The following is a 19,076-nucleotide window of genomic DNA, read 5'->3' as shown; positions in this document are numbered from 1 at the left end:
CTCTACCTCGTATTTCCGCGTCCCGTAGGCGAGGGGGCCGAGCTTGCGAACCCACCGTTCGGGCAGCAGAATGCTGGTCGAACTGTACGACATGTCAGCTGTGCCCTCTACACTGAGGCCGAAAAAGTGCAGCTTGCGAAGAGGGGGATCTCGTCCGATGAGTACTGTCCGGTTCCAGCGGCGTGCGCGTCGTGAGATGCCGCGCTCGCCCGGTGGCGAGGTCACGCTGCAGCCGCCGCCCGAAATCCCAAGGGTGACACCGGGCAGCCTGGTATCGAAGCTGATGCCGGTCGTGATGGTCGTCGGCATGGTCGGCATGATGGCGCTGCTGTTCACCCAGGGCGGCAGCATCGCATCGAATCCGATGAGCATGATGTTCCCGATGATGATGGTCGTCTCCATGGTCGGCATGTTCGCCGGTCAGGGTGGCGGCAAGGGACAGAAGGCGGCCGAGGCGAACGAGGACCGCAAGGACTACCTGCGCTACCTCGACCAGGTCCGCAAGGACGTCGACCAGACCGCCGCCCAGCAGCGCGCTTCGGTCGAGTGGAGCCACCCGGAACCGGCCCTGATCTGGATGCTGGCCGGGACTTCCCGCATGTGGGAACGGCGCGCCGGGGACAAGGACTTCTGCCACGCCCGCATCGGCATCGGCGGGCAGCGACTCGCCACCCGTCTGGTCGCGCCGGAGACCGGCCCGGTCGAGGAATTGGAGCCGATCGCCGCGGTCTCGCTGCGCCGTTTCGTGCGCGCGCACTCGACGGTTCCCGACCTGCCGACCGCGATCGCGGTCAAGGGCTTCGCGACCATCGCCTTGGACGGCGACCGCGCCGAGGCCCGCGATATGACCCGCGCAATGCTGTTGCAGCTGTGCATGTTCCAGGCGCCGGACCAGGTCTTGATCGCCGTCGTCTGCGGTCCGGACACCGCCCGCGAATGGGAGTGGACCAAGTGGCTGCCGCACACCCAGCATCCGGATGCGCAGGACGGCATCGGCACCCAACGCATGTTCTACGGCTCGATCCGGGAGGCCACCGCCGGCTTGCATCCGTTGCTGGCCAACCGCGTTCGCTACTCCCGCAACCAGCCCGCCAACGCGAATCTGGTGCATATCGTCATCGTCGTCGACGGCGGCCTGCTGGAGGCCGAAGAAGACCAACTTCGGGAATCCGGCTACGAGGGCGTCACCATCATCGACTTATGCGGTTACGCACCGCGTTTGGCCGTCTCGCGCGGTATCAAGATGGTCGTCGAGAACGGTGAATGCGTCGGTCGCGGCGCCACCGGCAACCAGGAGCGTTTCGCGCTCATCGACCGGATCAGCCCGCAGCAGGCCCAGCAGGTCGCGCGCCGCCTCGCCCCGTATCGCGCCGCGACCCAGCGCAGCAGCGACGCCGAACACGATGACGCCGAGGTGATCTCGACCTGGACCCAGCTGATGAAGCTCGGCGATATCGGCACATTCAATCCCGAACACGCCTGGCGTCCGCGTTACGGCCGCGAGCGGCTGCGCGTGCCCTTCGGCGTCGGCGCAGATGGTGCGCCCATCGAACTCGATATCAAGGAAGCCGCCGAGAGCGGTATGGGCCCGCACGGATTGTGCATCGGCGCAACGGGTTCCGGTAAGTCGGAGTTCCTCCGCACGCTTGTGCTCAGCCTCTTGGCCACGCATTCACCGGACCAGTTGAACCTCGTGCTCGTCGACTTCAAGGGTGGTGCGACCTTCCTCGGTCTGGACGGTGTGCCGCACGTCGCGGCCGTCATCACCAACCTCGAAGAGGAAGCCGACCTCGTCGACCGTATGCGCGACGCGCTGGCCGGTGAAATGAACCGCCGCCAGGAGGTACTGCGCCAAGCCGGCAACTTCGCCAATGTCTCCGAGTACGAGAAGGCCCGCGCCGCTGGTGCCGACCTCGACCCGCTGCCCGCGCTGTTCGTCGTGCTCGACGAGTTCTCCGAATTGCTCACCCAGCACCCGGATTTCGCCGAACTGTTCGTGATGATCGGCCGCCTCGGCCGCTCACTGCACGTGCACCTGCTGCTGGCCTCACAGCGCCTCGAAGAAGGCAAGCTGAAGGGTCTGGAGAGCCACCTCTCCTACCGCATCGGTCTGAAGACCTTCTCCGCCAACGAATCCCGCCAGGTCCTCGGCGTCCCCGACGCCTACAACCTGCCCGGCATTCCCGGCGGCGGCTACCTCAAGTCCGACTCCGGCGAGATCCAGCGCTTCCAGGCCGCCTATGTGTCCGGCCCCTACGTCGGTGGCGGCTCGCAGCGCGAGGTCACCCAGGCCGGTGTCGCTGGCGGCGAAATCGACATCAAGGCACGCCCTTTCACCGCAACCCACGTCGACTTCCGCGCCATCGACCGCGTCCCGCTGCCGTCGGAGCCGACGCACGATCCGGAACCGCAGTCCGAAGACGGCGAACAGGTCTCCAACCTCAACATGCTGGCCTCCCGCATCCGCAGCCACGGCCGCCCGGCCCACGAGATCTGGCTCCCGCCCTTGGACGAGCCCCCCACTCTGGACCAGCTCATTCCGCGCAGCGTCCTCACCGGCGAATACTCCGCCATCGCCACCCTGCGCGCCCCCATGGGCATCGTCGACCGCCCCTACGACCAGCGCCGCGACCCCTTCGTCGTCGACCTGTCGGGCTCGCGCGGCAACGTCGCCGTCGTCGGCGGTCCGCAGTCGGGTAAATCGACCGCCCTGCGGACCATGATCATGGCCCTCTCCCTCACCCACACCGCCGAACAGGTGCAGTTCTACTGCCTCGATTTCGGTGGTGGCACCCTGGCCAGCCTGGAAGGTTTGCCGCATGTGGGTTCGGTGGCCAGCCGCCTGGACGAGGACAAGGTCCGCCGCACCATCGCGGAAATGACCACCATCGTCCGCCAGCGCGAGGCCCGCTTCCGCCAACTCGGCATCGAATCGATGACCGAATTCCGCCGCCTACGCGCCATGGATCCGGCCAGCAGCCCCGGTGCCACTGGGGCGCACGAGGATCCGTTCGGCGACGTCTTCCTGGTGATCGACGGCTTCGGCTCGATCCGACAGGACTTCGATGCACTCGAGCAGCCCATCATGAACCTTGCCGTACAAGGCCTTTCGTACGGCGTGCACGTTGTCATCGCCCTCGCCCGCTGGGCCGAGGCCCGCCCGGCTCTGAAGGATCAGATCGGCACCCGCATCGAACTGCGCCTCGGTGACCCGATGGACTCCGATCTGGGGCGCAAGTTCGCCGCCTTGGTACCCCAGGGCCGCCCCGGTCGCGGTATGACGCCGGAGTGCTTGCATATGCTCACCGGTCTGCCGCGCATCGACGGCAGCGCCGCCCAGGAGAACCTCGGCCAAGCCGTCGCAGACGCGGTGGCGGCCATCGCCCGGCTCACCCCGGGACGCCCCGCTCCGGCGGCCAGGATGCTGCCGGAGATGTTGCCGCGCGAGCAATTGCTGCAGCTGGCGGGCAACTGGCCTTCGCAGGTCCATTCGGAAGCCAAGTGCATGCGAATTCCGCTCGGCATCAACGAAGCCGAGCTTGCGCCGGTCTACCTCGACTTCAACGAGAGCCCGCACTTCATCGTCATCGGCGATACCGAAAGCGGTAAGACGACCCTGCTGCGCTCGATCGTCGAGGGCATCGCCGCCTCGAACACACCCGACCAAGCGCGCTTCATCCTGGGCGACTACCGGCGCACCATGCTGGGACTGGTACCGGATGGTTATCTCGCCGGATACGGTTCCACCGCACCGCAATTCACCCAGAACATGGCCGATCTCGCCGGCTACGTCGCCCAGCGGACGCCGGGCTCCGACGTGACACCGCAGCAGCTGCGCGATCGCTCGTGGTGGCGCGGTCCGGAGTTGTTCGTCATCGTCGACGACTACGACCTGGTTGCCTCCTCGAGCGGCAACCCGGTGGCGGCGCTGTTGGAGCATCTGCCGCATGCTCGAGATCTCGGTTTCCACGTGATCATCGCGCGACGCTCCGGTGGCGCGAGCCGTGCGCTGTACGAGGCAACGGTCGCGCGGATGAAGGACCTCGGATCAGCGGCGCTGGTCATGAGCTGCAATAAGGATGAGGGTGTGCTGTTCGGTGCCACGCGGCCGGGCATCAAACCGCCCGGCCGCGGTACCTACGTCACGCGTAACAGCGAGGGTCTGATCCAGCTGGCATGGATGCCTCCGGCGGAGTGATGCCAAGCGTCGATCTGGTAGTGACCGATACCCGCGTCTGGGCGTGCGGCCCGGCCACCCATTGGGACGCGCCGCCCTCGGTGGTGCTCGGCAGCAACGGGGATCTCGTTGTCGGCGAATCGCTTACGCCGCCGACGCAGGTGAGCTCCGCACTCCAGTTCGTGGCGGCGGACCGGATAGCCCTGCTTCCGCGCGTTCCTGCGATCGCCGAGGCAATGGCCGCGGTGATCGGCACGGTGATGCAGAACTTGGGCGTTCCGATTCCGTGCGAGCGCGTGACGGTCGTATGCCCCACCGAATGGGGTAGTCGCCGACGGGCGGTGATCGACAATGCCGTTCGTCGCTTCACCACCGATGTGGTGTTCGAGGATATGGCCGTTCGCGCCGTTGCCGCCGACGCGGGCGCCGCGCGCAGCAGGCGCACGGTCGTGTTGGAGTTCGGTCCGCTGTCGACCACCGCGACCGCTGTCGTGCGCAGCCATGAGGGCATTCACATCGAATCGTGCGAGCACGAACCGAATCTCGCGATATCCGACGTCGCACCGGATGCGGGTGCGTTCGACGAGCTGGCCGCACTCCTCGATCGTCTGCTCGCCGGTCAGCCCGCCGATGCCCTTCAGGCGGTGGGTGTTTCGGATCCGGCAAAGCTGGATCTGATCAGATCGACGGCGCAGCAGTTCTGCGGACCTGCGGTCGAAGTCCGTCCGATCGCGGGCGCGGACCTGGTGCGTGGACCACGACCGGAATCGGAGTACCAGCCCGGGATCACGCCACTGCCGACCACGGAATGGATGCAGCCGCTGCGCCAGCGGGCCGCGGCCATGCAGCCGCCGGGCCGCAATACCAAGGTGTACGTTCTGGGGGCCGTTGCCGCGGTCGCGGTGGTGGCCGCTGCCGCCGTCGGTGCGGTGTTCGCGTTCGGTGGCTCGGATGACAAACCTACCGCCTCACCCACGAGCACATCCGTATCCGTACGTACCACTTCGCCATCGACCAGCGTGCACCCATCGACCTCGACCAAATCATCGGAAACTGTTGGGCGCGTGCGCTTCCAGATGCCCACAGGTTGGCGCTTCGCGCAGACGCCGGACCCGGGCAAGCAGCGGGTCGATCTCGTCCCATCGGACGGAACTCGGATGCGCATCACCGTGATCCAGACTCCGGTCGCCGCCGGCACCGGATATGAGCAGGTCGCGGCGAACCGCGAGGCCCAGATGAAGCAGCGGCCGAGCGGCTCGGTCAGCGAACTGAAGCGTGACGTCGTATTCGGCGGTAAATCGGGCCTGGCCTACACCGAACAGCCCGGTGATGGCTCAACCGTGAACTGGCATGTGTTGGTGGAGCACGGACTTCAGGTCAGCGCCGGATGCCAATACTTCGGCGGCTGGGAGTCGATCGCGCAGACCTGCGAGCAGTTCGCGGCGTCCATGCAGACCAGTCCCTAAATCGCAGTTCCCACAGATAATTCGTGCCCCCGGCAACTGCCGGGGGCACGAATGGTTCCGAGTCGAATCTCAGAAGAGGCCAGCCAGGGCGGTGTCCGTGCCCTGAAGCTCGGAGTTGCCCTTGTCGACGAGCTGCGCGGCGCCGTGCAGGGTCGTGTTCAGCTGTACGACGTGCTGGTTCCAGGTCGTCTGGTACTGGTCGAAGGCATCCTTCGCCTGACCACCCTGAGTGTCGAAGAACGCCTTGACCTTCTTTTCGAACGCCTCGAGCTCGTTCCGGATGGTCTCGGCACGGTTGATGATCTGACGCGCGCCGTCGGCAACACCATCGAAATTAGCGGAGATCGGCTTGCTGCTGCTCATTGTTCAGACTCCTATGCTGCGTGGTTCTGGGAATTTAGACCGCAGGCAGGTCGAGGCTGGAAACCTGGGCCTGCACCTTGGAGGCGAAGTCGTTGGTCTGATCGGAGAACGAGTTGCTCATCTTGAGCAGCTTCTCAGAGGTCTCCATCAGCTGGTCGTTCATCTTGTCGGCCTGGAAGTAGTAGCGCTCCATGAAGGCGTTGAACGCGTCGCGGGCCGCACCCTGCCAGTTGGCGCCGTTCGTCACGTTGTCTTCGTCGGTCTTCAACTGCCGGATGGCCATCATCAGGCTGTTGTGCTGCTCCTGGAATTCCTTCGCCTTCGCATTGATACCCTCGGTATCCGCAGCGAAATTCCCTGGTGAAGTCATCGCTTCTGCTCCTGGTTCTGGTTGTGGTCAATCCCAAGTGCGAGTTGACCTCGTTCATATGGTTTGACGCGTCCTCGGCCCGTTCGGTTCCATCCAGTTCGAAAGAATCTGACGGATCCACGCGTCACACGGGCGCTGTAGCGTTGTCGACCGGCTACATCACGGTCGGAGGGCCTCAGAGATCCCCCCGGATGTCTCGGACCGCAATGTCGTCGTCTCGGTCGCCACCAGCACACCGATCCCCTCCTTCCCCCTGTTCGCGGCCACCTGAACTGGCGAGTGGGCTGGCTGCGAATACCCTACCGAACAGCGCTGTGTCGCGTCTACAAGACTGATCCCAGTTCGATAGGCGCCGTGGGTCACCGCTGACGTGCTACTTGACGACCTTTGCGATCGTCGGAACCATCTTGTCGGCCAACGTATCCTGGGATTGCCCGGTCCACACCTGGAACGCCTGCACGGTCGATGGGTCGTCGACCACAACAACTTTCGCGTTGCTGGACAGGATTCCGCCCGGCAATCCGCGCAGCCCTCCGTTACCGGCTTGGCTGTCGGTCCGCAACACGATCACGACCTCGGAATCGACGTCCGTCGTATAGCCCGCGGCCGACAGTGCACGCGGTGACTTCTCGTCGCCGACGGCTTTGTATTTGGGGCTGTAGACAAACCCGAGATTCTGCAGGAACTTGGATTGCTCGCTGGGGTTGAGTACCGCCGAGAGGGTGGAGTTCCCGAAATTGAAGGCGGTGATCGTCTTCCCCGCGAATTGCGGATTGGCATTGCGGGCTTCGGCCACTTTGTCGCCACTACCGCCGGTATCCGATCCGCCGTTGGTCAAGAAGAAGGTTCCGGCCGCGATGGCCGCGACCACCACCACGACAAGTGCGCCGGGTACCAGGAAGCGGCGGACGCGCGATCGGTCCGTGTGGTTCCGCTTGGTCGCGATCAGACTCTGGTCCGTATTCTCCCGCAGCGTGAATCCGGCAGTGGGAGTGTGGGTTTGGGGGCTGGAGTGGTACGGATTCCCGACGACCGGCATGGACGGGTTCGAGTAGCCAGCGACAGGTACTCGGGCATCGGTCGCGTACCCGGCTTCTGGAGCGCGGAATTGGGTGCCGTAGAGGGCCGCTTCAGCCGCCTGGGTGAACTCGCGGCAGGTTGCGTAGCGTTGCTCCGGGTCCTTGGCCATAACCTTCTCGATTACGGCGTCCAGTGCGGGGGGCAGTCCCGGCCGGACCGCGCTCAACTTCGGCGGCGGCTCATGCAGATGCCCCATCATGACCACGGCGGGCATGGTCGACGGATACGGATTCTGACCGGTCAGCAGCTTGAAGAACGAGCAGCCGAGGCTGTAGATGTCGGCGCGGTGATCAAGGCTGGTTCCGACCAACTGCTCGGGCGGGGCATAGGCGACGGTAGCCATGAAATTGCCTGTCGCCGTGAGATCCTGGCCGTCCTCCGCTGACTTCGCGACACCGAAGTCAGTGAGCAGTACCCGCTCCTCGTCGCCTTCTTCGGCAGCGGAAAGCAAGAAGTTGGCTGGTTTCACGTCACGGTGCAGCAGCCCGCGTCGGTGCGCATAGTCGAGTCCCTTGCCGACCTCGGACACGATGCGCAGTGCGCGCTGCGGGGTCATTGCCGACGGGCCCTTCTTGGCCTCGTCCGCGGCATCGACTCCGTCGATGTACTGCATGGCGATCCAGAGCTGGCCGCTCTCCTCGCCGCGGTTGTAGACGGCGACGATATTCGGATGGTCGAGTCCGGCAGCCAGATTCGCTTCGCGCTCGAACCTTGCGCGGAACTCGTCATCGGTGGACAGATCGGCGCTGAGAACCTTCAATGCGTCGCGGCGGGGCAAGATCGGGTTCTGGGCCAGATACACCGTGCCCATGCCGCCGCTGCCGAGGACTTGAAGTACCCGGTAGCCGCCTACAATTGCGCCGGGCCGCAACGCCATTCGGTCCTCCTCGATGATGTCGAATGCCCGGATACGCGAGCCTCCGTCAGAAATCTAGCAAGTCGTGGGCGGGTATTCGAGTCGCATCCGCACTGTCCTCAGCTGCTCTGCAGTAGGGCATACTGCGCGGAGACCTTCTGGTGGAGATCCTGCAGCTGCTTTCCGAACGACTGCACAACGTACCGATCGACCTGGAACATACACAGATTCATCGAGCCGGTCGGATTCTTCTCGGTTACTCCGTCCGCGAAGCATTCGACATGGTCTCCGAGTCCGGCCGGAGCATCGACCAGCTTCTGGTCGGACTTCAGTGGCTGCCACTTCGTCCAGAGACCTTCGGCCTCCTTCAGCGATTTGGTTCGGAAGACGACGGCATCACCGAACGACACCAGATCTACGCCGTGCTCATCCAACTCCGGCAGTGTTTCCGGGCCGGCATTCATCAACGACGCCGTCCCGCGGCCGCTGAAAATGCCATCGGGTTCCGCGCGGATGGGTCGTTCCGGATTGCTGGGTATGGTGCGGCCGAGCAAACCTTGTGGGTCGAGCGGGATATGCGAGAGTTCACCCGCCGGAGTCGGCTGGAACTTGTCGAGCAGCGGAAGCTGCACATCGAGCATCTTCTCGACCTGCGAGGTCAATGCGGGCAGGTTGGGTGCCGAGGTATCGTCCACCACTTTGATGTAGACGATGTACCGATCGTGCACCGTCCATGAGCCAATGGAGGAGATATCCGGCCGCCAGTGCGCATACGTATTCGGCTTCGCGATCGGAACCGGTTGGTTGTCAACGTTATAGGTGAAGTCGTCGTGTTCGAGGGTTTGTCCGACTGCGGACGCCGTTTGCGCATCGGGGAACATCAGCACCGCGATGTTCAGCGTGCGTCGCTTGTCTTCTTGCGCGCCACCGGTTTGCCACGCGTTGACCCAGCCCGCCACGAGGTCCTTCGCGACGTCATCGAAGGTGTCGTTGATGACGAGGCTGCCGAGAGTCTTTCGGTTGAGGACGATATGCGTCGCAATGCCCCAAGCGTCCTCGACGTAGGAAGGATCGGCTTCGTACGGCAGCGCCACGTAGTCGGCAAGTCGTTGTGCCTCGCGCGCTCGAGCCTGTTTGTCGCTCTTGGCATTACCGATCTGACGCGGTTTGGTCTGATAGTTGCCGACGTCGAGCTTCGACACGTCGGGTTCGACTCGGACCGGCTGACCGGTCACCTGCGAGCCGCACCCTGCGGATGCAGTGGCGAGTGCGGCGGCTGTCAGCAGCACCGCCGCCGTTCGAATGCACGTCCGCCTGGTAGCGAGCTTCATGCCTCCCCCTAACGCCCGTAAGCAAGTAACTTATATTGCGCGGCGGCCTTCTGGTATGCCTCCTGCACATTGGTTCCCTGAACCTGCGCGACGTATCTGTCGTATGCGAGATAACACACCGGTGGGGCGGAAGTCGAATAGGTCCCTTTATCTTTGGTGTCGAAACACTTCACGTCCGGCATATTGGGCGGTGCGTCGATCGGGCGGTATCTATCGGCCTTCTGGTCGATCAGTGCGGCGATCAGGCGGACGGTGCTGCTCGCATCTCGGGTGCGATATATCTTCTCGCTGGAGTATGCGACGAGATCAACGCCCGCGTCATCGAAGGCGGCCTTGGCGAGTGCGGGGAGGTTCTCGGAATGCAGGTCGCCATGTCCGGTCATCAACCTCGTTCGATCGATTCCGGATACGGTCTTCTGCCGGTCTTCGAGCGGCAGCGTCCGGCCGAGTAAACCGTCCACATCCATCGGGAGGGATGCGAGCTGATCGATTGCCGTGGGCGAGTAGGCCTTCAGCGCCTCGATCTGCTTGGTGAACGCCGCCTGGGTGAATGCGATCAGCGGCGCGGTGTCGACAGGCTCGCTGACCGGGTCATCGATGAACACATAGAGCAGCATGGTGTCGTGTACGAGGAATGAGTCGAGGGTCCGTTTTCTGGGAGACCATTTCGCACGGGCAGTGGGGTGCCCCGGGATCGCCATGGCCTCGCCGGGGAGAATCTCGGCCTGACGATCCGCCAGGCGACGGGCCGCGGTCTCGGCCTTGGCCGCATCGGAGAACCGGAGGGTATCCATGATTACCGAACTGCCGAGCCCGAGCACCTTGCGGCGCTCGCCGGTCGATTCCCACCCGGCGACAAGTCCTTGCGCGAGGTCGGGGAATTCTTTGCTATCGATAGAGGAGATGGTCGCCGGGGATTTCAGGGTGGTCCGACCATCCATCAATGCCAGACGCTGGAAAGCGAATCTTCCGTCCACATCGAGCGGTAGCGGCATCGAGTTTCCGATTCGGACCGACTCCAGATCGGCCCCCGAGTCTGGGGTACGCGTTGATTCCACATCGCGTGGCGCTGTCGGATAGTTTCCGGAGTCCAGTTTGGATACGTCGATTGCGGCTGTGGTCGTACCCTGGCTGTCACCGCAGGCAGTAGTTGCCGCGATGATCACGACGATGATGGCGTACAGGCTGTGTCGGAATCGCATGGTCGGACTCACTCACTCTTGGCCAGGACTGCGTACTGCGCGGCGGCACGCTGGTACAGCACCGGGTCCACCGCCCCCGCAAATCCTCTTGCGACGACGACGGCGACGTATCGCCCGTGGACCACAACACAGAACTGGTCGAAACTCCTGTTATCAGTCGCCTTATCGAGCTTGACGCATCGGACGTCGGGAAGACCCGGTGGCGGTGCAAGTACTTCGTCATTCTTACCGGTCTCGGCCAGCGCGGACTGCAGGTGGAAGGCGCCGGGTAGGTCACGCGCACGGTAGATGATCGCCCCGCGGCGGCCGACCAGATCGACCCCGCTCTCCTCGAACGCCTTTTGAATATCGATCGGGTTGCGCTCGAAGTGCAGTTCGCCCGAGGGTTCGAAGTAGCCGAAGTCCGCCTTGCCGATGAACGGGTCGCTGTAGTCCGGGGCCTCTGGCAGAGCTCGACGCATGATGCTGTCCGGATCAGTGGGCAGGTCGAGGAGATCGTCCAGCGGTATGGGCTTCTGCTGGTCCAATCGGGTGATCTGGAGGTCGATGACCTTTCCGATATTGCCCGCGATCACGGCCTGGTCAGGTTGGGGCAGTGCGGTATTCACCACGATCACATAGGGGCCGTGTGCAGTGAACGACATGACCGTTCGGTCGTCCACGGACGATGCTCGGGCGTCGGCATGCCCCGGGATGGGCACCGGATGTCGGCCCGGATCACTGTTCGCGAGCTGATCGAACTGGTCGGCGGCGGCACGACCTGCCGCGTCGGTCGGAAAGCGCAGTACCGAGATGATCAACTTCTTATGGCTGCGGAGACTGTCGTTGCTGCCCACGACATACACACCGGCAAGGAGGTTGTTGTCCGTTGCGGCGGGCCGGTACTTCTCTGGAAAGTACTTCTCGCCGATCATCGACTCCGCTTCGGACATGAATTTCTGATTCGACGTATCGCTGATTTCGCTGTCGATCTCATAGGGATGCACCAGATAGTTGAGCATCCGGCGCGCTTCGATCAGCCGCATGTCGGGAATGCTGCTGATGTGGGGGTCGTAGGCAGTCGGCTCCGGGGCGTACGCCCCCGTCTTCAACGTCGCCACGTCCACCGGCGTCAACCCCGGCCCCGGATGCCCCGTCACGCTCGTCGCGCAACCCGCGCTCACCACAGCGAGCAACGCGACGAACCCGCCTCTGAACCTCATACTTCCCCCGTTCCCTCCCCGTTCGCATACTCCCGCGGGATCCTACTCGACGCAAGCCACCAGCACCCGGGGCCAGTTTGCCGCTGTCGACCTGTCCGATCGGCGCACTACTTGTCGAAGGCCAGCAGTTTGTACTGCGCCGCGAGCTTCTGGTCGAGGTCTTGGCGCTGGTTGGCGGTGATCGCGGCGACGTAGCGGTCATACGGTAGGTAGCAGATGAATTCGACGAGGCTGCGGGACTTGGTGGCGTCGTTGTCGAGCTTCTTCGAACATTTCGCCGTCGGGAGACCTGGTGGGCTGTCGGTGGTTTGGAAGAGCCCGGCGAGTTGGTCGAGCAGGCTCGCGGTGAGTCGGGCGGCAGCGGCCGAGTCCGCGGTGCGGTAGATCGAGGAGTCGCTGTGCGCGATCAGGTCGACCTCGGCGTCGTCGAATGCGCGCTCGGTGATGTCGGGGCGTTCCTCCAGGTGCAGGGCGGCGTGTGGGGTGTAGGCGCCGGTGATGTCGGCATATCCCTCAGAAGGCTGGTTCGGCAACGTTCGGGCGACCAGGCCGTCGATATCGGCGGGTTCCTGTGCGACCTTGTCCGATGGCGTCGGGGTGTAGCCCTTCAGCAGTTCGAATTGTTTGTCGAACAGCTTCTTGGTGAAGTCGATCAGCGGGGCCGGATCCGGTGGGGTCGCGAGGTTGTTGCCGACGTAGGTGTAGAGCAGGTAGTCGTCCCGCGCGATCCAGGTTTCGACGGCATCGTATTGGCTCAGTACGGATTTGGCATTCGGATAGCCGGGGATCGCCAACGGCCCTTTGCGGGGATATTTGTCGTTCTTCTCGTCGGAGAACACGTCCATGGCGTTCTTCGCCTGCGCGTTGTTCGAGAACCGCAGGAGGGTGAGGTCGATGTTGAGCCCGAGCGAGTTGTCCTTTCTGCGGTGCCCAGCGGTGGTCCAGCCCACGACGAGGCCGGGGGCGGCTGCGGAGAAGTTCTCGACGGATCCGCCGAGCCAGCCATTTCGCGGCGGATTCTGTGGAGTGAACGGATGTAAGTAGAAGGGGCGGTGGTTGTAGATCAGGCGACTGTCGAGATCCATCATCAGCGGCACGAATTCGGCCAGCCGGATGGACTCTTGCACCGCACCGGTTTCGGCGGTGCGCTGCTTGTCGATATCGCGCGGCGTCGTCGGATAGTTTCCGGCGTCCAGCTTCGACACATCCACCGCGGGGGCGGGGTCGTCGGATTCGCCACAGGCGGCGCTCGTCGCGAGTGTGGCCGCTATTACGAGGCAGAGCAGGCCATTTCGGTATCGAAGGTTCATGGTGCGCTCACTGGGTCTTGGCCAGGATCGAATATTGTGCGGCGGTCGCCTGGTACAGCGCAGTGTCGAATTTCCCGGGACCTTGTCCCTGGGAACCGAGCACCGCGACGTAGCGGTCGTGCACGAGAATGCACAGATATTTGCTGTTGAAGATCGGTTCCGATTCGTCCAGCTTCAGGCAGCGCGCGTCGGCGAGACCCGGTGGGCTGCTGATCTCTTCGTCATCGGTGCCCAACTTCGCCAACGCGTTCTGGAGCCGGAACGATGCCGCGAGGTCACGAGTGCGATAGAGGGTCGACTGGTTCTGCGCGACGAGATCGGTACCGGCTTCCTGCAGCGTCCGCTTCAGATCGGGGCCGTTGCGCTCGAAGTGCAACTGACCGATGCCGTCATAGACGCCGACGTATTTGTCCCGCGAGTAGTCCCGCGTCTCCTTGCTCGGCGGCAGCGTCCGTCGCATGATCCCGTCGGGGTTCAGCGGCAGGTCGAGGATATCGTCCACTGGTGTCGGGACCAGGCCGTCCAGCTCGGGGAGCTGCAGGTCCAGCATCTTCTTGAATTGCGCCCCAAGGGCTTTCGGGTCCGATTCCGGCACAGTGACCATGCTCAGCAGAACGAACGGACCACGCGCGAGGAAGACGTAGCCCTTCTTGTCGTTGTCGGATGAGGCCTGGATATTCGGATAGCCGTCGATCGATACCGGATGCCGCCCCGGCTTGAACTCATCGGTTGCCCGGTCGAGTTCCGCCGCCGCGGTGCGTGCCGCGGCGTCCGACGGGAAGCGGAGCAAAGCGATGGCCAGGTTCTTGATGCTGCGCAGACTGTCGTTGGAGCGCTGGGTGTACACCCCGGCGATGAAATTGTTGCGCTCGACGACCGGTAGATACTGCCCGGGCAGCACACCGATCAAACCGTCGTCGAAGATCGAGCTGGTCGCCTCCACCAGACGGGTATCGATGAGATGGCTGACCTCGCTGTCGACGTCGTAGGGCAGCACCAAATAGCCCAGCATGCGCCGGGATTCGATACGGAAGACATCGTCCTTGTCGAAGCCGTCGAGTGTGTAGTCCTGCGGTGCGGGCGGATAGGGCCCGATGTTCAGGCTCTTCAAATCCGCCGCGGTCATGCCCGGCCCGGCGTGACCGGGAACCTCGGTGGCGCAGCCCGCGACAACGCCGATGACGAGCATCGCCACCGTCGTGGTGGACGCTGCTGTCCGAAGTGTCGACCTCGCGGCGAATCTCACGTCCCACCCCGTCCGTTCGCGTTCCTCCGGGCGGATCCTACTTCACCTGGGCCGCGAGCACCGGGATCCCTATCCGGCCAACGCCGGGGCAGCGCTTGGCTCGGGCCGCCCCGGTTCCGGGATGCGAATGCGGCCAACAACATTCTCGCCGCCGGGCAGGTGCAGAGGTGAAACGCCGGTGGAGCGCGGGGTGAGACCGGGACCTGTTCCGGCGCGGCGCGACGAAGCAGGACCCCAGCGAGAGCGCCCCACGGCGCTGGTCGGGCTCTTCGGCCTGCAGGCCGAAGCGGGTGTCCCGCCGATGCGTACCGCTGCGTCCGACGACTAGAGGCTGTTGGCGAACAGCGCGAACTGCGCGGTCACCTTCTGCCGCACATCCGGCTCCTTATCGCTGGTGACCACACCGACATACTGCTTGTACGGGACGTAGCAGCGGTACTTGTACTGCCGCTCCGGATCGCCTTTGCTATTGAGCTGCAAGCACTTTGCGCCCGGCACATCCTTGGGTGCATCGATGGAATCGAAGGTGTCGTGCACCTCGGCCATCAGGCCATCGATGAACTTCTGCGCGGCTGGATAGTCGCGGACGCGGGTGACCGAGCCACTGTCGACAATGCCGAATCGCTCGACCCCGACCTCATCCACTAGCTGCTGGGTCTTGGCCTGGTCCTCGGCGGATTGGACGAAGTAGCCGGGTCCGTAGACCGCGAAGTTATCGGCATTCGGGCTGTGACCGCGACGGTCGGCCACCACGACGCGTGCGAGCATGCCCTCCGGGTCGACCTTCAGGTTGTTGAACTGGTCCTTCGGAGTGGCCTGGAATTTGTCCAGCGCGCGAACTTGCGTATCGAGCGTCTTCTCGACCCAGCTCAGCAGGTCAGGACCATCCGCGTGCGGCCGCCCGACGAACAGCGAGATCACGAACTCCTTGTGCGCCATAAAGGTTCCGATATTGGGAACGCCTGGGCGCCAATGAATATAGGCATCCGGATACTTGCTCGACGGCAGTTTGCGGTTGTCGGGGGAGATGTTGATATCGGCGTCTTCGAGTTCGCGGGCGGCGATTTTCGCGGTGGTCTCGTCCGGAAATCGGAAGATGACATCGGTGATCGCGGTGGTGTCGGCCGACGGCCGGGTTTGACCGGGGGGATCGGGCTTATCCGATCCGCTGCTGGCATATCCGGTGAGGTAGTTGCGGTTCACCAGTACCGGCTTGGATGCGGAGGCGACGTGCTCGACGGCATCGTCGATGCTGCTCAGCACCTTGCCTTCACGTCCATAGGTGAGCGACGGGTCGATCTTCGAAGTCGGGACAACGGCTTCCGACATCCGCATACCCTCGAGCAGCGCCCCGTTCGAGCCCGCGTCCTGGTGGTATTGGTGCCGATCGACCGGATACGTGCCGACCTCCAGTTTGCGTACGTCGGGTTCCGCCGCCAGCGGCGTGCCCTGGACAGCGCTGCATCCGGACAGCACCGCTGCCAGCGCGATACCCGCAACAGCAAACGCGATTCGCGAAGTCCTAACCATGGCAGCCCCCTTGTTCCTCCCGTTGTGTATCTGAAGTTACCGGACGGACGCCGGGCAGGGGGGGGACCTACGAGAGGTGGATTGCAATACCCTTGGGTGTGTGGTGACAACCCTGCGATGCCTAGCCATAGGAGGCCGATACCGTTGAAGGATCGGCAGGTTGAGGTTGTCGCCGGAAATCACGCCGTCGCCCGGGTCGAGGGCGCGGTGGTGCTCGTCGCACATCGTGGACATGCGCGACCGACACCGGACGCACCCGCCGTCGTCGCACTGGAATCACTGGCCGAACTCGTCCGCGAGGCCGCCGAACAGCATCCCGACGGCCCTGGCGCGCTGGTCGCGCGGGAAGCGACCCGCTGGCTTATGAAATATGCCGAGCAGATCAGTCCCGGCGAGCCGATCGATTTCGGCATCCTGTCGGCGGCCGAGACCGGCGGGGTGGCCATCTTCCTGCACGGCGCGGTCACCGCGGTGCTGGCCGGCGACGGGACGTTCGAGCGCTACCGGGGCAGTGATGCGGCGTTCACGGTGGATCGGGTCGCGACCGTGCCCGCTCGGGCGGTCGCGTTATTCGTCGACGACCCCAAGGGCCGCATTCCCGACCTGCCCGCCGAGCGGGGGATCGGCTGGTTGGTGGAGGGGATCGCGCAGGCGGGCGGTGCGATCATCTGGTCCGACGCGGCGCGCGGCAGGTCGGCATCGGTGCCGTCCGAGGCCACCTATCGACCACCGCCGCCACCGACCGCGCGCATCGATTCCGGGCCGACCCAACGGCCGGAACCCGAACCGCAGCTGACCGAGACCAGGGCCTCGACCGCGATGCTCGATTCGGCCCAGAACCAGGAACCGCTCGACCCGCATCAGGCGCCGACCCAAATGGGCGGCACCAACCCGGCGCCGCGCCCGGACCCTGATCTGCAGCGTCGGCTGGAGGCCACCGCCAAGGCCACCGCGCTCACGGTCAAGGTGATGGGATTCAAGTGTGCGCGAGCCCATCCCAGCGATCCGCGTTCGGCCTTCTGCACGGTCTGCGGGATGCCGGTGGATCAGACGCAGCAACTGATCGAGGTGGTGCGCCCGCCGCTCGGCATGCTGGTCCTCGACGACGGCACGACCTACATGCTGGCCGCGAACGCGGTCCTCGGTCGTGATCCGGAGCATTCCGAACAGGCGCGTCGCGGCATGGTGCCGTTGAAGGTCGAGGACTCATCGGGCGGCATGTCCCGTGCGCACGCCGAGGTGCTGCTGGTGAATTGGGATGTGTCCCTGGTGGATCGGGGTTCCACCAACGGCACCCGCACCCGGCTGCCCGGCTACCGCGACTGGATCCGCCTACCACCGCATCAGCCGATGGTGCTGGTGCCCGGCACCGAGGTCATGATCGGCAACCGGGTGCTGCGATACGAACCCGCCGCCCCACCGCCGTTCGGCTAGGAATATCGCGACGTGCAGGTGTGCTCGCCATTGAGCACACCGGCGCGGAACGCGTCGACTCGGGAGAAGCCACTCGGTACGGTCTTGCCCTCGACGTCGCTTGCCGCGAGCCCGTCGGCCAGCAGTCCGGAGACCGCTTCGTCGAGATCACCTGTGGCCAAGACGATATCGCCCTGCGCCTGGGTCCGCCCCGGTTGCGCGAGCTTGCCGGTGACCACGCCGGACAGGCAGGCGGCCCGCAGTCCGGTCTTGGCGCCGACGAGTTTCTGTCCGTTGCTCTGCTGTACCGCGAGGGTGTAGCGCGAGATGAAGACGATATAGCCGTTGTAGTCACCGGTTACCTTGAGCGGCAACGGATCTTTGTCGTCGGCATTGGAGGCGCCGCGCTGGGCGAGCGCGGGGACATCGGTCGCGATGGTGTTCTTGGCGGGACAGTACGAAACCGGCGGTGTCGCGACGCCGTTCTTGCAGTTGATCTTCGCGCCGGAGTAGTCGTAGGTCGGCTCTGACTTCAACGGCAGGATCGCGGCGAGGGCCTTGCTCAGTTCGATCAGACTGTCCTTGTCGATCGGATTCTCACCGTGGCCCGGATCGTCCTTGAAGCTCTGCGGCAGATTGCCGCGGCGGCGCTCGATCTCGTGCATATCAATGGCTTTGCAGGCCTTCGGACCGTCGGTGAAGCCGATCTGCACGGCCGTGACCCGCTCGAACGCCGAACCGTGCACGCTCTCGGGATCATCGGGATTGGAATCCCGAATCGCGACCGTCGCGGCGAGTACGGAGTTCAGGCCGTCGGAGGTGTTGATGGTGAAATGCTTCGACTTACCTTCGGCCACATGGCGAATGAACGCACCCGAGAAACAGTCCGCCTGCTGTTCCTTGACGATCACCGGATCCTTCGTCTGCACGATTTTGGCCAGCGTCTGGATGGCGTGCCCGTATTCATGGGCGAGCACCATGATCACCGCCATCTTGCCGAAGGTGTCCTCGATCGTCGGCAACAGCACCGAACGGTCCCAGCCGATGGAGTTGTCCAGTCGGCAGTAGGCGGCGTTCACCAGGTGATAGGTGGATTCCTTACAGAACTCGAGCGACTGACTGCGCGGCGCCTTCGCACTCCAGGAGATCAGCTTGTCGACCGGCTTGAACTCGCCATCGAAGTCCTTGCTGAATTCGGCGCTCCAATAGGTCTGAATATCCTCGATCGCGTTGAGCGCCAAGGCGTCCACTTCACCGCTGTCGCCGTTGATCGCGGTGAGCGAGGTGTCGGGGACGCCGGGGCGCGGTCCGCTCGGACCGCTCGTAGTGGGCAGTCCGGCGACTTTGAACGGATCGTCGTATACCGAAACCGCTCGACCGCTCACCGCGCGAGTGCAGCCCGTCAACATTGCGATTACGCACAGTGCTGCAGTAATGACGGCGGTCGTTCGGAGTTTCGGCAAGGCTCCCCCTAGTCGGCCGGTAGTGCGTTCAGAACGGTCTCCGGATCGGGGCAAGAGGCGCATCGGG

At 64.2% G+C, this 19,076-nt stretch carries 13 protein-coding genes; 3 read left to right on the top strand and 10 right to left on the bottom strand.

Annotated features, from left to right (window positions below; genetic code table 11):
• Nucleotides 1-157: 157 nt before the first annotated feature.
• Entirely contained in the window at nucleotides 158-4,198 is a 4,041-nt protein-coding gene (eccCa, locus tag ACQP1G_RS41380; RefSeq protein ID WP_433195446.1) for a type VII secretion protein EccCa, read from the top strand.
• Entirely contained in the window at nucleotides 4,198-5,643 is a 1,446-nt protein-coding gene (locus tag ACQP1G_RS41375) for a type VII secretion-associated protein (protein ID WP_433195444.1), read from the top strand. Before eccCa ends, ACQP1G_RS41375 begins: the two co-directional genes overlap by 1 nt.
• A gap of 69 nt (nucleotides 5,644-5,712) precedes the next feature.
• Here ACQP1G_RS41375 and ACQP1G_RS41370 read toward each other — a convergent pair whose 3' ends face one another.
• From ACQP1G_RS41370 to ACQP1G_RS41330, 9 genes are all read right to left on the bottom strand, one after another.
• Entirely contained in the window at nucleotides 5,713-6,006 is a 294-nt protein-coding gene (locus tag ACQP1G_RS41370) for a WXG100 family type VII secretion target (RefSeq protein ID WP_433195442.1), read from the bottom strand.
• A gap of 34 nt (nucleotides 6,007-6,040) precedes the next feature.
• Nucleotides 6,041-6,376 (bottom strand): WXG100 family type VII secretion target, encoded by a 336-nt coding sequence (locus ACQP1G_RS41365; RefSeq protein WP_433195440.1) that lies wholly within the window; start codon nucleotides 6,374-6,376, stop codon nucleotides 6,041-6,043.
• 373 nt (nucleotides 6,377-6,749) lie between these two features.
• Nucleotides 6,750-8,333 (bottom strand): serine/threonine-protein kinase, encoded by a 1,584-nt coding sequence (locus ACQP1G_RS41360; RefSeq protein WP_433195438.1) that lies wholly within the window; start codon nucleotides 8,331-8,333, stop codon nucleotides 6,750-6,752.
• Nucleotides 8,334-8,431: 98 nt separating this feature from the next.
• Entirely contained in the window at nucleotides 8,432-9,547 is a 1,116-nt protein-coding gene (locus ACQP1G_RS41355) for a DUF7373 family lipoprotein (RefSeq protein ID WP_433195436.1), read from the bottom strand.
• 104 nt (nucleotides 9,548-9,651) lie between these two features.
• Nucleotides 9,652-10,845: a DUF7373 family lipoprotein gene (locus ACQP1G_RS41350; protein WP_433195434.1), complete on the bottom strand. Its 1,194-nt coding sequence runs from the start codon at nucleotides 10,843-10,845 to the stop codon at nucleotides 9,652-9,654.
• 8 nt (nucleotides 10,846-10,853) lie between these two features.
• A complete protein-coding gene (locus tag ACQP1G_RS41345) occupies nucleotides 10,854-12,047 on the bottom strand; it encodes a DUF7373 family lipoprotein (RefSeq protein ID WP_433195432.1) in 1,194 nt (397 codons plus the stop codon).
• Between the two features lie 107 nt (nucleotides 12,048-12,154).
• Entirely contained in the window at nucleotides 12,155-13,357 is a 1,203-nt protein-coding gene (locus tag ACQP1G_RS41340; RefSeq protein ID WP_433195430.1) for a DUF7373 family lipoprotein, read from the bottom strand.
• A 7-nt stretch (nucleotides 13,358-13,364) separates the two neighbouring features.
• Nucleotides 13,365-14,546, bottom strand: a complete 1,182-nt coding sequence (locus ACQP1G_RS41335) for a DUF7373 family lipoprotein (protein WP_433209272.1) — start codon at nucleotides 14,544-14,546, stop codon at nucleotides 13,365-13,367.
• A 381-nt stretch (nucleotides 14,547-14,927) separates the two neighbouring features.
• Entirely contained in the window at nucleotides 14,928-16,133 is a 1,206-nt protein-coding gene (locus tag ACQP1G_RS41330; RefSeq protein ID WP_433195428.1) for a DUF7373 family lipoprotein, read from the bottom strand.
• A 144-nt stretch (nucleotides 16,134-16,277) separates the two neighbouring features.
• Here ACQP1G_RS41330 and ACQP1G_RS41325 point away from each other — a divergent pair, with 144 nt between their 5' ends.
• On the top strand, nucleotides 16,278-17,567 hold the full coding sequence (locus ACQP1G_RS41325; protein ID WP_433195426.1) for an FHA domain-containing protein: 1,290 nt from the start codon (nucleotides 16,278-16,280) through the stop codon (nucleotides 17,565-17,567).
• On the opposite strand, the gene ACQP1G_RS41320 is transcribed toward ACQP1G_RS41325, so the two are convergent.
• Nucleotides 17,564-18,955: a metallopeptidase gene (locus tag ACQP1G_RS41320; RefSeq protein WP_433195424.1), complete on the bottom strand. Its 1,392-nt coding sequence runs from the start codon at nucleotides 18,953-18,955 to the stop codon at nucleotides 17,564-17,566. The two genes, ACQP1G_RS41325 and ACQP1G_RS41320, sit on opposite strands and share 4 nt — an antisense overlap.
• Nucleotides 18,956-19,076: the final 121 nt, after the last annotated feature.

The sequence above is a fragment of the Nocardia sp. CA-107356 genome (assembly GCF_050946365.1).
Classification (GTDB): Bacteria; Actinomycetota; Actinomycetes; order Mycobacteriales; family Mycobacteriaceae; genus Nocardia.
Note: the sequence above shows the minus strand (reverse complement) of the source record. Positions and strands in the feature narration are given on the sequence as shown.

Bases quoted from the DNA above. Each gene is read 5' to 3' on its own strand.
- ACQP1G_RS41335 (WP_433209272.1), bottom strand. From the start codon at position 14,546: ATGCTCGTCATCGGCGTTGTCGCGGGCTGCGCCACCGAGGTTCCCGGT.
- ACQP1G_RS41365 (WP_433195440.1), bottom strand. From the start codon at position 6,376: ATGACTTCACCAGGGAATTTCGCTGCGGATACCGAGGGTATCAATGCG.
- ACQP1G_RS41345 (WP_433195432.1), bottom strand. From the start codon at position 12,047: ATGAGGTTCAGAGGCGGGTTCGTCGCGTTGCTCGCTGTGGTGAGCGCG.
- ACQP1G_RS41375 (WP_433195444.1), top strand. From the start codon at position 4,198: ATGCCAAGCGTCGATCTGGTAGTGACCGATACCCGCGTCTGGGCGTGC.
- ACQP1G_RS41370 (WP_433195442.1), bottom strand. From the start codon at position 6,006: ATGAGCAGCAGCAAGCCGATCTCCGCTAATTTCGATGGTGTTGCCGAC.
- ACQP1G_RS41340 (WP_433195430.1), bottom strand. From the start codon at position 13,357: ATGAACCTTCGATACCGAAATGGCCTGCTCTGCCTCGTAATAGCGGCC.
- ACQP1G_RS41360 (WP_433195438.1), bottom strand. From the start codon at position 8,333: ATGGCGTTGCGGCCCGGCGCAATTGTAGGCGGCTACCGGGTACTTCAA.
- eccCa (WP_433195446.1), top strand. From the start codon at position 158: ATGAGTACTGTCCGGTTCCAGCGGCGTGCGCGTCGTGAGATGCCGCGC.
- ACQP1G_RS41350 (WP_433195434.1), bottom strand. From the start codon at position 10,845: ATGCGATTCCGACACAGCCTGTACGCCATCATCGTCGTGATCATCGCG.
- ACQP1G_RS41320 (WP_433195424.1), bottom strand. From the start codon at position 18,955: ATGTTGACGGGCTGCACTCGCGCGGTGAGCGGTCGAGCGGTTTCGGTA.
- ACQP1G_RS41330 (WP_433195428.1), bottom strand. From the start codon at position 16,133: ATGGTTAGGACTTCGCGAATCGCGTTTGCTGTTGCGGGTATCGCGCTG.